At 52.7% G+C, this 14,652-nt stretch carries 12 protein-coding genes; 9 read left to right on the plus strand and 3 right to left on the minus strand.

Annotated features, from left to right (window positions below):
• Positions 1–23: 23 nt before the first annotated feature.
• Together AAC086_RS03945 and dmpG are read left to right on the plus strand one after the other, a co-directional pair.
• A complete protein-coding gene (locus AAC086_RS03945) occupies positions 24–935 on the plus strand; it encodes an acetaldehyde dehydrogenase (acetylating) (RefSeq protein WP_339775566.1) in 912 nt (303 codons plus the stop codon).
• A gap of 10 nt (positions 936–945) precedes the next feature.
• Positions 946–1,965, plus strand: a complete 1,020-nt coding sequence (gene dmpG / locus AAC086_RS03950) for a 4-hydroxy-2-oxovalerate aldolase (RefSeq protein WP_339775568.1) — start codon at positions 946–948, stop codon at positions 1,963–1,965.
• Positions 1,966–2,060: 95 nt separating this feature from the next.
• Here the strand turns inward: dmpG and AAC086_RS03955 are convergent, their stop codons facing one another.
• Positions 2,061–2,741, minus strand: coding sequence for a GntR family transcriptional regulator (locus AAC086_RS03955; RefSeq protein ID WP_339775570.1), 681 nt, complete (start codon positions 2,739–2,741; stop codon positions 2,061–2,063).
• Between the two features lie 118 nt (positions 2,742–2,859).
• Here AAC086_RS03955 and tcuA point away from each other — a divergent pair, with 118 nt between their 5' ends.
• Both tcuA and tcuB read left to right on the plus strand, forming a co-directional pair.
• Complete coding sequence (gene tcuA / locus AAC086_RS03960) at positions 2,860–4,248, plus strand: FAD-dependent tricarballylate dehydrogenase TcuA (RefSeq protein WP_339775572.1); 1,389 nt, start codon at positions 2,860–2,862, stop codon at positions 4,246–4,248.
• Complete coding sequence (gene tcuB, locus AAC086_RS03965) at positions 4,232–5,362, plus strand: tricarballylate utilization 4Fe-4S protein TcuB (protein ID WP_339775574.1); 1,131 nt, start codon at positions 4,232–4,234, stop codon at positions 5,360–5,362. The genes tcuA and tcuB overlap by 17 nt, the downstream gene beginning before the upstream one ends.
• A gap of 62 nt (positions 5,363–5,424) precedes the next feature.
• Here the strand turns inward: tcuB and AAC086_RS03970 are convergent, their stop codons facing one another.
• Complete coding sequence (locus tag AAC086_RS03970) at positions 5,425–6,825, minus strand: sensor histidine kinase (RefSeq protein WP_339775576.1); 1,401 nt, start codon at positions 6,823–6,825, stop codon at positions 5,425–5,427.
• A complete protein-coding gene (locus AAC086_RS03975) occupies positions 6,822–7,484 on the minus strand; it encodes a response regulator transcription factor (protein WP_085595825.1) in 663 nt (220 codons plus the stop codon). The genes AAC086_RS03970 and AAC086_RS03975 overlap by 4 nt, the downstream gene beginning before the upstream one ends.
• A 320-nt stretch (positions 7,485–7,804) precedes the next feature.
• Here AAC086_RS03975 and AAC086_RS03980 point away from each other — a divergent pair, with 320 nt between their 5' ends.
• From AAC086_RS03980 to AAC086_RS04000, 5 genes are all read left to right on the plus strand, one after another.
• Positions 7,805–8,821 carry a tricarboxylate transporter gene (locus AAC086_RS03980; RefSeq protein ID WP_339775579.1) on the plus strand — a complete coding sequence of 339 codons (1,017 nt, stop codon included), beginning with the start codon at positions 7,805–7,807 and terminating at the stop codon, positions 8,819–8,821.
• 131 nt (positions 8,822–8,952) lie between these two features.
• Positions 8,953–10,932 (plus strand): tripartite tricarboxylate transporter permease, encoded by a 1,980-nt coding sequence (locus AAC086_RS03985; protein WP_339775582.1) that lies wholly within the window; start codon positions 8,953–8,955, stop codon positions 10,930–10,932.
• Between the two features lie 5 nt (positions 10,933–10,937).
• A complete protein-coding gene (locus AAC086_RS03990) occupies positions 10,938–12,056 on the plus strand; it encodes a 4-oxalomesaconate tautomerase (protein WP_339775584.1) in 1,119 nt (372 codons plus the stop codon).
• Positions 12,056–13,111 (plus strand): isocitrate/isopropylmalate family dehydrogenase, encoded by a 1,056-nt coding sequence (locus AAC086_RS03995; protein ID WP_339775587.1) that lies wholly within the window; start codon positions 12,056–12,058, stop codon positions 13,109–13,111. The genes AAC086_RS03990 and AAC086_RS03995 overlap by 1 nt, the downstream gene beginning before the upstream one ends.
• A gap of 302 nt (positions 13,112–13,413) precedes the next feature.
• Positions 13,414–14,568 carry an iron-containing alcohol dehydrogenase gene (locus AAC086_RS04000; protein ID WP_339775589.1) on the plus strand — a complete coding sequence of 385 codons (1,155 nt, stop codon included), beginning with the start codon at positions 13,414–13,416 and terminating at the stop codon, positions 14,566–14,568.
• The last annotated feature ends 84 nt before the right edge of the window (positions 14,569–14,652 follow it).

Here is a 14,652-nt window from a genome sequence, read left to right on the forward strand (position 1 = left end):
CTTGATATTAAAGGATATGTAAAATGACGAAGAAATTGCGGGCCGTCATCATAGGGCCAGGCAATATCGGCACCGATCTTCTGATGAAAATGAACCGGTCCGACTGGGTTGAGCCTGTCTGGATGGTCGGGATCGATCCGGCATCAGAAGGGCTTAAACGGGCAGCCGAAATGGGCATTAAAACCTGCGCAACCGGTGTTGACGGGGTTCTTGAACATGTCATCGCCGACGACATTCGGGTCGCCTTCGATGCGACGTCGGCCTACGTTCATGCAGAAAATTCGCGCAAGTTGAACGCGCTTGGCGTGATCATGGTGGATCTCACACCCGCCGCGATTGGCCCATTCTGCATTCCGTCGGTTAACCTTGCCGACCATGCCAAAAGCAAGGAAATGAACGTCAATATGGTGACCTGCGGCGGTCAGGCCACCATCCCGATGGTTGCGGCTGTTTCACGCGTGCAGCCAGTTGATTATGGCGAAATCGTTGCGGCTGTGTCATCGCGGTCCATCGGCCCCGGCACCCGTAAAAACATTGATGAATTCACCGCGACGACGGCGGCAGCAATCGAGAAAGTCGGTGGGGCCAAGCGCGGCAAGGCGATTATTATCGTCAATCCGGCAGAACCCCCGCTTTTGATGCGTGATACGGTGCATGTGCTGACAAAAAGCGCGCCCGATCATGCTGCAATCATCGCCAGTGTCAATGCGATGGTGGTTGAAGTTCAAAAATATGTCCCGGGATACAAACTGGTGAACGGGCCGGTTTTCGACGGTAACCGGGTATCGATCTATCTCGAGGTCGAAGGACTGGGCGACTTCTTGCCGAAATATGCGGGCAATTTGGACATCATGACGGCCGCCGCCCTTCGGACAGCCGAACTTTTTGCTGAACAGGCCGATTGCGGTGCGTTCACATTGCCAGAACGTGGCTGAGGAGAGACAGATGAGCATCCAGGGACGTAAAATAACGCTTCACGAAATGAGCCTGCGGGACGGCATGCATGCCAAACGCCACCAGATTTCAATCAGTCAGATGATCGAGGTGGCCAAGGCCGCCGACGACGCCGGAATGCCATGGATCGAAGTCACCCACGGCGATGGTCTGGGCGGCGCATCGCTCAATTATGGTTTCGCGGCCGCAACCGACGAGGAATATCTTTCGGCTGTGATCCCGCATCTTAAAAACGCCAGGGTTTCGGCACTTTTGCTGCCGGGTATTGGCACCATCGATATGCTTAAGCGGGCAATGGATTGCGGTATCGCCGGTGTGCGTATCGCCACCCATTGTACAGAGGCCGATTGCGCCGAACAGCATATTACCTTTGCCGCCAAAACCGGGTTGGATACCGTGGGCTTTCTGATGATGGCACATCGCGCCAGCCCGGAAAAACTGGTCGAACAGGCCCTGTTGATGGAAGGATATGGCGCGAACTGCATTTATTGTACGGATTCCGCCGGTCATATGCTGCCCCACGATGTCACCGACCGCATTTCCGCCATCCGTGCCGCCCTTCGGCCCGAAACCGAGCTTGGTTTCCATGGGCACCACAACCTGGGCATGGGCATTGCCAACTCGGTCGCAGCCGTTACAGCGGGGGCCAACCGTATTGACGGTGCCATTGCCGGGCTTGGTGCAGGTGCAGGAAATGCCGCAACCGAGCTTCTCGTGGCGGTGTTTGAACGCATGGGGGTCGAAACCGGCATCGACCTGTTCAAAATCATGGACGCCGCCGAGGATCTTGTTGTGCCGATGATGGATCGCATGATCCGCGTGGATCGCGGCTCACTCGTCCTTGGTTATGCCGGTGTCTATTCATCATTCCTGCTTTTTGCAGAACGGGCTGAAAAACGCTACGGCATCCCGGCACGTGATTTGTTGCTTGAACTGGGCCGTCGCGGCATGGTTGGCGGCCAGGAAGACATGATCGAAGATCTTGCCCTTACAATGTCTAAAAACGTCTGAAACCGCCTCGTTGTTGCGGTAGAATCATCGTAAGGCCCTGCCATCATCTGAGCGCAGGGCCTTACGCGTTTCAGGACCATATTTTTGATCGTATATTATGACGTCACTTGAGGATCGTCCTGCCGGGCGTTGCGCAACAGTTTGATGCGCAACCTTTGCGCATTGCGAATATGAAGGCGCGCTGCGGTATCAGCGGCATCGGCATTGCCGTTGCGAATATTATCAACGATCTCACTATGTTCAGCATACGCACTTTGCGGGCGCCCGTCATATTGCAACGTCGTCCCGCCCAAAAGCGCCATTGAATTTGACAGGGAATTAAGCGCCGCAATCAAATAACGGTTGTTTGCAGTCCGATATAACGCCTGGTGAAACAGCCGGTTAATTTCGGCGACCTTTATCTGATCCTGACTGTTTTTAAGCATCAGCTCGTTTAAGTCCTCAAGCTCGGCTATTTCCAGCTCAGATGCGTGACGCGCCGCATAGCGTGCCGCCGTACCTTCAAGCACCTCGCGGATTTCATAAAGTTCGATCACTTCACGATGATCGAGTTCCTTTATGACGGCCCCGTGGCGCGGCACATGAATCAAAAGCCCGTCACTTTCAAGACGACGAATTGCATCACGCACCGGCGTGCGGCTGACATCAAACCTTTCCGCCACCTCCGCCTCGCGGATTCGCGTCCCGGGTTTGAGTTCTCCATGCTGGATGGCTGCCAGAAGCTTCCGGTAGGCGACTTCGCCGCGGGGCTGCTTATCGACGGAATCAGAGCTCATGAACAGATACCTTGATTGTTTTTATCTGTTTGAACTTGACACATTCGTCTTCAAACTACAAGTTTGTGAACAATTGTATACAAGAGTATCCAACAAAACACTAAAAGGTGACGTCTTCGTGAAAACACTCCATGATCATTACGATGTCCTTGTCGCGGGCGGCGGGCAAGCCGGGCTCATTGCCGCCATCGTCGCGGCCGAAAAGGGCGCGCGTGTCTGCCTGCTTGAAGGGGCACCCCGACCCTATCGGGGCGGCAACACCCGCCATACCCGCAATCTGCGTCCCCTGCATGTTGGTCCGCTATCTGTGCTAAGCGGCACATATGACGAAGCTGAATATTGGGAAGACCTGATGCGCGTCACCAAGGGCAAAACCAATGAAAAACTTGCCCGCATGACGTTGCGCAAATCGGCCGAGGCAGTCGGCTGGCTTGAAGAAAGGGGCGTGCAGTTTCAACCACCCCTTGGCGGCACATTACACCTTGGCCGCACAAACGCGTTTTTCATGGGGGGTGGGAAACAACTGCTAAATGCGCTTTATCGCCACGCTGAAAAACTGGGCATCGAAGTTCATTATGATGCGATGATAACGGCCATCGACATCCAAAATGGCGAATTCAAAAGCCTTCGCATCGGGGAGCACACGGTGTCCGCCACGGCCTTTATTGCGGCTGCAGGCGGATTTGAAGCCAATATTGAATGGCTGAAAGAAGCCTGGGGCGACATCGCCGAAAATTTCCTGATCCGCGGCACGCCTTATAATCGGGGCGATCTTTTAAGGATGTTGCTCGACAATGGTGCCAGCCAGATCGGTGAACCCAATCAGTGTCATGCCGTTGCAATTGACGGGCGTGCGCCAAAATTTGATGGCGGCATTTGCACCCGTGTTGATTGTGTATCGCTTGGTATTGTCGTCAATGAAAATGCCAAGCGTTTTTACGACGAGGGAGAGGATTTCTGGCCGAAACGCTATGCCATTTGGGGGCGACTGGTCGCGGATCAGCCCGGCCAGGTCGCCCATGTGATTATAGACCAAAAAGCCAAAGGCGGCTTCATGCCCCCGGTATTCCCCGCCGTTATTGCCAATACCATTCAAGAACTGGCCGAAAAAATCGGCCTGGATCCCGAAGTGTTGGCGCAAACTGTTTCGAACTTCAACAACGCGGTTCAACCCGGTGATTTTGACCACACAACATTGGATGGTCTTCATACCAGCGGGCTAACCGTTAACAAAACCAACTGGTCCCGCCGCATTGATCAGCCCCCCTATAGTGCCTATTCCCTGCGCCCGGGCATAACATTCACCTATCTCGGCGTCGAAGTCAGCGAAAAAGCATGCATGAAAATGGCTGATGGCACCCTAAGCCGCAACATCTATGCCGCAGGCGAAATCATGGCCGGAAACGTGCTGGGCCAAGGATATCTGGCTGGCATCGGCATGACGATTGGCAATGTGTTTGGACGAATTGCAGGAAGCGAGGCCGCTGATTATGCGCTCAACCGATAAAACAACCGAAGCCGCACGGGTGATGTCCATCTGTAACGCGTGCCGATATTGCGAGGGCCATTGTGCTGTTTTCCAGGCGATGGAACTGCGCCTGGAATTTAATGCCGATACCGTCGATTACCTGGCCAATCTTTGCCATAATTGCGGGGCCTGCTATCACAATTGCCAATATGCTCCTCCGCACGAATTCCAGCTTAATGTGCCTGCTGCCATGGCTGAACTGCGCCAGGAAAACTATGGCATTTATGCCTGGCCTGGCTTCATGGGCAAATTGTTTGTCAATAACGGCCTGTGGGTCAGCCTGTTGTCAATTGTGGTCATCACCGCGTTCTTTGCTGCAACCGTTCTTTTAACCGGCGCCGACTTTTTTGCCGTTCACGATACTGCCTTTTACGGTGTGATTCCCCACAATATTCTCGCCGCGCTGTTTGGCGCTGTTGGCGGTTTTGTTTTATTGGCACTGGTCGCATCAACCGCCAAATTTTGGCGCACAATGCAACTGCCAAGCCCACTGAAACTTGATTATCCCCAAGTCTATCAGGGAATAAAAGATGCCTTGTCGCTAAAATATCTTGATGGTGGCAACGGACAGGGATGTTCTTATCCCGATGAAACCCCGTCGATGGCGCGCCGCTGGCTCCATCAGATGACGTTCTGGGGTTTCATGTTGTGTTTTGCGGCGACATCGTCGGGTACGATCATGCATTATGGCTTTGACTTGCAAGCACCATACGGGTTTCTAAGCCTGCCTAAACTGTTTGGTATTGTTGGTGGTCTGGGTCTCATCATCGGCCCCGTCGGTCTGCTTGCGCTTAAAAGAAAGGCCGATGCAGCGCCAAAAGGCAAAACCAACAAAGGCATGGATATCAGTTTCCTCATCCTTTTATTGCTTACCAGCATAACCGGGCTTGGCCTGATGATTGTTCGCGACACCTCATATGTTGGTATGGCCCTATGCCTTCATCTGGGCGTGGTTTTAACCCTGTTTCTGTCGATGCCTTATGGAAAGTTCGTCCACGGTTTTTATCGCCTGATTGCACTGATTGTTTTTGCGGTTGAAAAGAATGACCACAAAGCGATTGTCGGTGTCTGCAACAGCAAAAATCAATCCTAAAGCCGCCAGAATGGTTGCCGGTCATCAAACGCGGGTCCTTATTGCGTCAGACGTTATAACTGTTAACGAAAAGCAATACGGACCCGCAATCCGCTGCCATTTGGCCCGTCTTCAAGGCTTAAAATCGCCTCGTGCGCCTCGGCGACTTCCTTGACAATGGCAAGGCCAAGACCGGAACCTTGTTTATTATTGCTATCAAGACGGACAAACCGCTCAAGAACGGCGTCCCGGTCTTTCTCGGGGATACCCGGCCCGTTATCTTCAACTTCCAGCATCGGGCCCGATGCGGCCCCACTGCCAATCACCCGGACGGTGACCACAGAGCCCGCCGGGCAATAAGTAATCGCATTATCGATCAGGTTCGCCAGTGCTTCATGCAACAGCACCTCGTTACCGGTTTCAATGTCGCAGCTAAGGCCCTCGCTTTGATCCTCAAAGCCCAGATCAACGTTATGGCGGGCGGCAGATCGCAACATTTCCGATGTCACATTGGTCGCAACCCTTAGAAGATCAATCTTCTCGTAACAGCTGGCCTTGCGTCCCTCGGGCGAGACACGGGCCAGATTTAAAAGCTGCGAGGTCAGCCGAGCGGTCTGGCGCGTTTGATGAACGATACGTTCAAGCGCCTCTCTGTCTTCATCGTTCCGGGTATTGCGCAAAGCCCACTCTGCCTCGGCCTGCACGGTTGCCAACGGTGTCCGTAATTGATGCGACGCATCGGCAATAAAACGTTGATTGGCCGTGATCGAACTTTCAAGACGGGCCAATAATGCATTAAGCGACATCACCACATCGGTCACTTCTTTGGGCATCACATGGCGGATGGGGCGTAAGTCATCAGTGGATCGGCGGCGAATGGCCTGTTGCAAGCGTTGCAGGGGGGCAAGACCATGCGTTACGCCGATCCATGCAAAAACGCCGCTGATAAACATCAAAACCAGATAATCAGTGCTCGATCCCATTAATTCATCATGAATAAGGGTGTCGCGTTGTCGGCGGGTCTGACTAACATCAATCGTGACCCATCCGTGAATATTCGACGATGGATCCGACACCAGATATTTCATCGCCACTGCGCGCACATCCTCGTTCCGATAATTGGCATTGTAAAAATGCGGAACACCCGGTTGCAAAACCAGGTCTTTGGCGGCACGCGGCAGGCCGAAATCTCCGGTCACAAAGGCACCATCTGGCCCCTGCACCCTATAATAGGTATTCTCGCGGGTAAATTGCTCAAGTAACAGTTCGATATCGCGCGATAAAAGGTCGCCACTTGATTTAATCGCATGTTCGGAAATTGTAACAGCCAGTGCGACCAAAAGGCGGTCCTGAATACGGTTCGCGACTTCACTAACCGAAAGATAATTTTTGGCAAGCAGACCAAATGCCATGATCAGCCCTGGCAACAAAAGCCACAGCAAAAGCCTTGCACGCAGGGACGTCGTCTTAATATTTTCCGTCATTCGTCAATCATATAACCAAGGCCGCGAATTGTCCGCACTTCAACATCGGCCAGTGCAATTTTTTTACGCAATCGACTGATATAAAGCTCGATCGATTTCACACTGGCCTCATCGTCAAAACCAAACAAATGCAGCGCGATTTTTTCCTTGCTGATCACTTGACTGATATTTAGCAATAAAACTTCCAATACCCCGCGTTCGCGGGGGGTTAAGGCAACAAAATCGCCGTTTACGCTTACGGATCGGTCAATCGAATTAAAGACCAGTTTCCCAACCGAGATATTGGGGTTTCGCACCCCGACATTCCGACGCAGCAGCGCACGCGCACGTGCTTCAAGTTCGCAAATCTCGAATGGTTTAACCATATAGTCATCGGCCCCGGCATCCAGACCGGCAACCCGTTCATCCAGGTTTCCCCGCGCGGTCAATATCATGACAGGTAAATTGATTTTACGAACCCGCACGGTCTTTAAAATTTCCAGCCCGTCCATGCCCGGAAGCGACAAATCCAGAATTAAAAGGTCAAAGGTTTCCTGCAAAACAAGCCGCAAGGCATCTTCGCCATCATGCACCAGATCGACAGCATGATCCATTTGCCGCATCGCCGCGGCAATTTTATCGGCCAAAATAAGGTTATCTTCAATGATAAGAATACGCATCTTTCCTAGATAACACCGAAAAACAGTTCGGAAATTAAAAATTATAACATCGACAGCAAACTGACAGCATTTATCGACTAGATTTCATTCCACAGGCATACGGCGGCTCCGGCAATGACCGGAATAACAAAAACAGCCGAACGCCTGATCGGGAGGAAATCGTTTGTCTGTACATCGCATGTGCCGTTCGCATCCTCCTGATTGAGAGATAACAATATTATTGGAGGGAATGCCTAATGCTATGGGGACGAACTGTTAATTACTCACTTAAGGCTGCATGTGCTGCCGCGGCAGTTGTTTTTGGCCTTTCTGGAACCGCGATGGCGCAGGAAGCCGACTTTTCAGGCGAGCGTGTCGAACTGATCATTCCGTTCGGAGAAGGCGGCGGAACAGATACATGGGGGCGTTTCTGGGCCCCTTATTTCAGTGTTTTCCTACCCGGAAAACCGACTGTGGTTGTTAAAAATATTCCAGGTGGCGGCTCCACTTCCGGGGCCAATCAGTTTGAAGCACGGGCCAAACACGACGGCTTGACAGCTATTGGCACATCAGGATCGACACAGTTTCCGTATTTGCTTCGCGACAAGCGGGTTCAATATGAAATGCGCGACTGGCGCGTCGTGCTGGCATCACCGACAGGTGGTGTCGTTTATGTGAATGCCGAGCTTGGCCTTAAATCAGCGGCAGATATCAAAGCACTGGAAGGTGTTCGGTTGCGCTATGGCAGCCAGGGCGCAACCTCGCTTGATCTTGTGCCGTTACTTGCGTTCGACCTTCTCGACCTTGAAGTTGATGCCGTCTTTGGCATGAAGGGCCGTGGTGCAGGTCGTCTTGCCTTTGAACGTGGCGAAGTCAATATCGACTATCAAACCTCTTCCGCGTTTATCAACAATGTGACCCCGCTGGTCGATATTGGCAGTGCCGTGCCACTATTCTCGTGGGGTGCCATGGATGACGATGGCAATATTATCCGTGACCCCTCGTTTCCTGATCTGCCAAGCTTCCCCGAAGCTTATGAAATGATGAAGGGTAAAAAACCCTCTGGTCCGGCCTGGGAAGCATATAAAGCCTTTTTCATCGCCGGGTTCCCGGCACAGAAAATGGTTTTCCTGCCAAAAGATACGCCTGAAAATATCGTTGAGGCTTATCGTGCCGCAGCACAGGCCGCAACCGAAGATGAAAGCTTTCTCGCCGACCGCGAAGCCACCCTTGGCAAATACAAGCAAATTGTCGGGGAACCCGCCGAGCGCATTTTCCGTCAGGCCGTCAATGTTCCTGACGATGCGCGCGCATGGGTTCAAAAATGGCTGACCGAAAAATATTCGGTTCAGTTCTAAAACTGAAACCCTGAAGTCTCCCTTTTCCTGATCCGGGGTGGGCATTGTCCACCCCCTCTTTTTCTCACCCGCCGACCTTCTGGTCGCTTGCAGGGAACAGGTGAACTTTGCCTTTTACCGGAGTTTTTTAAATGCTTGATGCAATGATGACAGCATTGTCTCATTTCACTCAGCCCCAACATTTGATGTATCTGCTTTTGGGTGTTGGGATGGGAATGATTGTCGGCATCCTGCCAGGGCTGGGCGGAATTGTCGGGCTGTCGCTTCTGTTGCCATTTATCTATGGCATGGACCAGATTTCAGCCCTTGCCATGCTGATCGGCCTGGTGGCCGTTATCCCGACTTCAGATACCTTTACATCCGTTCTAATGGGCATTCCGGGGTCAAGTGCATCACAGGCAACTGTGCTGGACGGATTTCCTTTGGCAAAAAAAGGGCATGGTGCGCGCGCCCTTGGTGCCGCATTTTCGGCATCCCTGGTCGGCGGGCTGGTCGGGGCCGTTATTTTGACTGGCTTTGTTGTCATTGCAAGGCCGCTCATTCTGGCGTTCGGGTCGGCGGAATTGTTTATGCTGGCGGTTCTTGGCCTGTCGATGGTTGGCGTGCTGGCGGGTAAAAGCCTGCCCAAAGGCGTGATTGCAGCCGGTCTTGGCCTGTTATTGGGTGCGCTTGGCGGGGCGCCTGCAACCGGCGAGCTCCGCATGAGCTTTGATTCCGTATATCTGATGGACGGTCTGCCGCTGGTCATTGTCGGTTTGGGTATGTTCGCCTTTCCCGAAATCATTGATCTCTGCCGACAAAACCGCTCGATTTCAGATAATGGCACGCTGGGGTCGGGTTGGCGCGATGGCGTTCGTGATATGATCCGCCATAAATGGCTATGTCTGCGCTGTGCCGTACTTGGCAGCATTGTTGGTGCATTGCCGGGGCTTGGCGGCAGTGTGGTTGACTGGATCGCCTATGGCCATGTCGTGCAAACGGCCAAGGACAAGTCCCAGTTTGGGAAAGGCGACATTCGCGGCGTTCTGGCACCGGAAAGTGCAAACAATGCCAAAGAAGGCGGCGGGCTTGTCCCCACCTTGTTATTTGGTATTCCCGGCTCGGGCAGCATGGCCGTTTTTCTGGGCGGCATGGTGCTGATTGGTCTTGAAGCAGGCCCGGCCATGGTTGGTCGCGACCTTGACATTACCTATACAATTATCTGGTCTTTGGCGATTGCCAACGTGGTTGGTGCGGGTGGCGCGCTTTTGCTGTCGCCTTTTGTTTCGCGGTTGACGACGATCAAATACGGCTATCTTGCACCCTTTATGATCACTGTTATCTGTTTTGCCGCATTCCAGGCAACACGTTCCCTTTCCGACATGGTCGCCCTGTTGGCCCTCGGGGTTTTCGGCGTGTTGATGAAACGTTTTGGGTGGCCGCGCCCGGCATTTCTGATTGGTTTTGTCCTCGCATCCAACACCGAAACTTATCTGTATCAGGCCTTACAATTCTATGATTGGGGTTTTCTGGTGCGCCCAGGCGTAATGATCATTTTGGCGCTGACAGTCATTTCCATTCTGATGGGAATGCGCAAACACCCGGTCAATCCGGTCGAGGAAGAAGAAAGCAGCCATTCCCATACACCAAATCGGACACCGCAAATTTTGTTTGCCGGGCTAATCCTTTTGATTTTCGCCCTCGGCATATGGGATGCAACCCAGCATTCATTTCTTGGCAGCGTCTTTACCGGTTCTGTTTCGATTGTCATGTTTGTGGTTACGGCCATCCTGATCTGGCAACTGGTCACAGCATCCCCGTCACATGGTGCGAATTTCGATCATGAATTCGAATTGGCACAACACGAAGAAAAACCGACAGCAAGCCTTTGGCACTATGTGCTTTGGATTGGCGGGCTGGTCGCCGGAACCGCGCTATTTGGATTCCTGATTGCCATTATCGGCTTTTTTGTTGCCTTTCTTCGGTTAAAGGCCGGTGCGGCCTGGGCACGAACCCTTCTGCTGACAACCATCGCGATTGGCGGTTTGTGCTTTTTGGCCTGGTCGCTGGTTCTCGATTTTCCAGGTGGCCTGCTTCAGGACCTGATTGAACTTCCCTGGCCGTTAGGGTGAGCATTATGAAAAATACCCCGATATTGAATGATCAATATTCGCTCCCCTGTGTCATGATGCGCGGCGGAACGTCGAAAGGCCCGATTTTTCTCGAAAGTGACCTTCCAGATGATGTTGCCCTGCGCGACCAGATATTGCTTGCCGCGATGGGCTCGCCAGACAAACGCCAGATCGACGGAATTGGCGGGGCCGACACATTAACCAGCAAATCCTGTATCGTTGCCCCCTCCAGCAGACCGGACGCCGATGTGGAGTTTCTGTTTGCACAAGTGGCAATTGACCGGGCAGAGGTTGATGTGAACCCCAATTGCGGCAATATGACCGCCGCCGTTGCACCGTTTGCAATTGAAGCAGGCTTGGTGCCCATTACCGGGGATCAAACGCTGGTTCGTATCTACAACCGCAATGTTGGCGCCCTTGTCGATGCGCTGGTGGCAACACCAGGCGGCAGGGTCGCCTATAACGGCGATGCCGCCATAGATGGCGTTCCAGGCACTGCCGCCCCCCTGATCCTTCGTTTCAAAAACGTCATGGGCAGCAAAACAGGTCGGCTGCTGCCAACAGGAAAACCGATCAATTATATCGACGGGGTGGAAGTAACCTGCATCGATGTTGCCGTTCCCATGGTGATGTTTCGCGCACACGACCTTGGCCTGACCGGTCATGAAAGCAAGGCGGAACTTGATGGCAATACCGATCTTTTGGCCCGGATGGAAGCGATCCGGCGCAAAGCCTCCGACCTGATGGGACTGGGAGATTGCACGGGCAAGGTGGTGCCCAAAATGGCTATTTTGTCACAACCAACCCAGGGCGGAGACATCACATCGCGCTATTTTGTCCCCCATAATTGCCACGCAACCCATGCCGTAACCGGGGCAATTTGTGTTGCCAGTTGCGCATCACTTTCGGGCAGCGTTGCTGACGGCATGATCGACCTGAAGGCAATGCCGCAGCAATGGATTCAGATTGAACATCCCAGCGGCAAGATCGCTGTAGAACTGACAATTGACGGATCAGGCCCCAATCTCTCTGTCATTTCCGGCGGGGTGGTCCGTACGGCGCGACGTTTGTTTGAAGGCAAGGTTCTGGTCTCGGGAAACATTATGAAAAAGGTAGTGGCTTAATGAAGGTTCTTTTTTTACCCGGCGACGGGATCGGGCCGGAAATAACGGCGGCAACCCGAACCGTCCTTGAGAAAATTGATCACAACCTGTCGCTTGGCCTTCACTTTACCGAAGAGGATGTCGGTTTTTCATCCCTGGAAAAACATGGTGTCACAATCACGCCTGATTTGATTGAGCGGGTCCGCAATACCGATATGACCATCCTGGGCCCGGTCGACACCGCACATTATCCGCCTGCCGAACAAGGCGGGATCAATCCCTCTGCTGCATTGCGGATCAAGCTGGATCTTTATGCCAATGTGCGACCGTCGCGCGCCATAAGCGGGCTTCTGGCACTTACACCAGGCATGGATTTGGTTATTGTGCGTGAAAACACTGAAGGTTTCTATGCCGACCGCACCATGTTCGCAGGCACCGGCGAGGTCATGCCGACAGAAGACCTTGCCCTTGCCATGCGCAAGGTTACACGCGGGGGGAGCTATCGCGTGGCGGCCTTTGCGGCAGGACTGGCAGCAAAGCGCCGCAAACATTTAACGATTGTACATAAAGCCAATGTCCTGAAACTTAGCGACGGGTTGTTTCTGGCCGAAGCTAAAAAGGCTGCTGCACTGCAAGATGGACTTGAAGTTCGCGACGAACATGTCGATGCCATGGCATCTCTTCTGATCAGAACGCCCGATGCTTTTGACGTGATCGTCACAACAAATATGTTTGGTGATATTTTATCAAACGAGGCCGCCGAATTGGCCGGAGGGCTTGGTCTTTCCGGGTCCCTTAATGTCGGGGATCAAAACGCAATCGCGCAGGCATCACACGGCTCTGCCCCTGATATTGCCGGTCAGGATATCGCCAATCCGGTATCCCTCCTGCTATCGGCGGTTCTATTGTTGGACTGGAAGGGAACACAAACCGGCCGCAGCGATTTGCAAAACGCAGCCATTAAACTTGATGCCGCTATCATCAAAACGCTGGAAAACCCGCGAACCCGCACCAGAGACCTGGGCGGAAACCTGTCATGTAGCGACTTTGGCAAAGCTGTAATCGACAATCTATAGAATTTTCGCGACAGCAGCTCCAAAGTTCTTACAAACCCAATTCGAACAGCCGAACACCTATGTGGTTCGACTGTTCGTCTATTAACGGGGATCGTGGCACCCCAAAAAGAAACCCTGCCACCTCAAAAACACACTGATTTCAAACAAACACTCGGGACCATAAAAGGCCTTGCTTTCGACGTATTCAATTGCAAATATTGAATGCAAAATCTGGTGGAAGCTAAAATAAATCAATTAATTAAAAAAAATGGGACTAAACACCAAGCCAAAAAACCAACTGTTCCCGAAGAAGGAGAGAAATCATGAGCTTCGTGTTTCGAAGTGTCCCACGCATTGTTTGCGAAACAGGGGGCATTGCAAAATGTGGCCCGCTGATGAAGGAACTGGGAGCTAATCGCGTCACCATCATTTGTGACCCGGGAATTGTCGCCCTTGGATATGCTCAAAAGGCCGAAGACTCACTTATATCAGCCGGGATCGCGGTTCAGGTCTTTCCCGATGTTGCCGCCGACCCGCCCCAGAAAATGGTTGAACAAGCCATTGCCAAAACAAAGGACTGGCAGACCGATGGCATTATTGGCCTTGGCGGCGGAAGTGCGCTTGATACCGCAAAACTGGTCGCCTTGCTTGCCAACAGCGATCAAACAATTGAAGACGTTTATGGCGTTGATAAAGCAAGCGGCGATCGTTTACCCCTGATCCAGATCCCGACTACAGCCGGTACCGGATCGGAAGTAACCTGGGTTTCTGTGATTACCGATAACGATAATCTCAAACAGGTTGTCTATACCCCGCAACTTATGCCCGACATCGCCCTTCTGGATGCCGAACTGACCTATGGTTTGCCGCAAAAAGTAACGGCGGCAACCGGCCTTGATGCCATGGTCCATGCCATTGAAGGCTATACCAGCCGCACACGAAAAAACCCGATGGCCGATGGGATGGCGGTTGCTGCACTGTCCCTTCTGGGCAAAAACCTGAAGAAGGTAATTGAAAATCCGGGTGACAAGGATGCGCGCTCTGCCATGCAGCAAGGATCGCTGCTTGCCGGAATGGCCTTTGCCAATGCCTCTGTTGCGGCCATTCATGGCATCGCCTATCCACTTAGTGCGCAGTTCCATATTCCGCATGGCCACGCCAATGCGCTGGTGATGGCGCAAGTCCTGCGCTTTAACCTGTCCGCCGCGAAACAGCTTTATGCCGAATTGGCACCCGCACTGATTGAAGGTCAGAACTTTACATCTGACACTGAAGCCGCCGAAGCCTTCGTCAATCAGATCTCGCAAATGGTCGCCGATAGCGGCCTTGAAACCCGCCTGCGTGACCTTGGTGTCACCGAAGAATCCTTGCCTGAAATGGCAAAGGAGGTCTTTACCAAAATCTATCGCCTGATCGAAAGTAACCCGCGCGATATGACGATAGATGACATCGAAGCCATTTATCGTCAGGTCTACTGAACGACGCTCCGGTTCTTAAAAAAAACTCCGGTGGCCCATAAGGATCGCCGGAGTTTTTAACCGGTCATACCCAAATGCGATGAA

Source organism: uncultured Thalassospira sp. (assembly GCF_963976115.1).
Taxonomy (GTDB): domain Bacteria; phylum Pseudomonadota; class Alphaproteobacteria; order Rhodospirillales; family Thalassospiraceae; genus Thalassospira.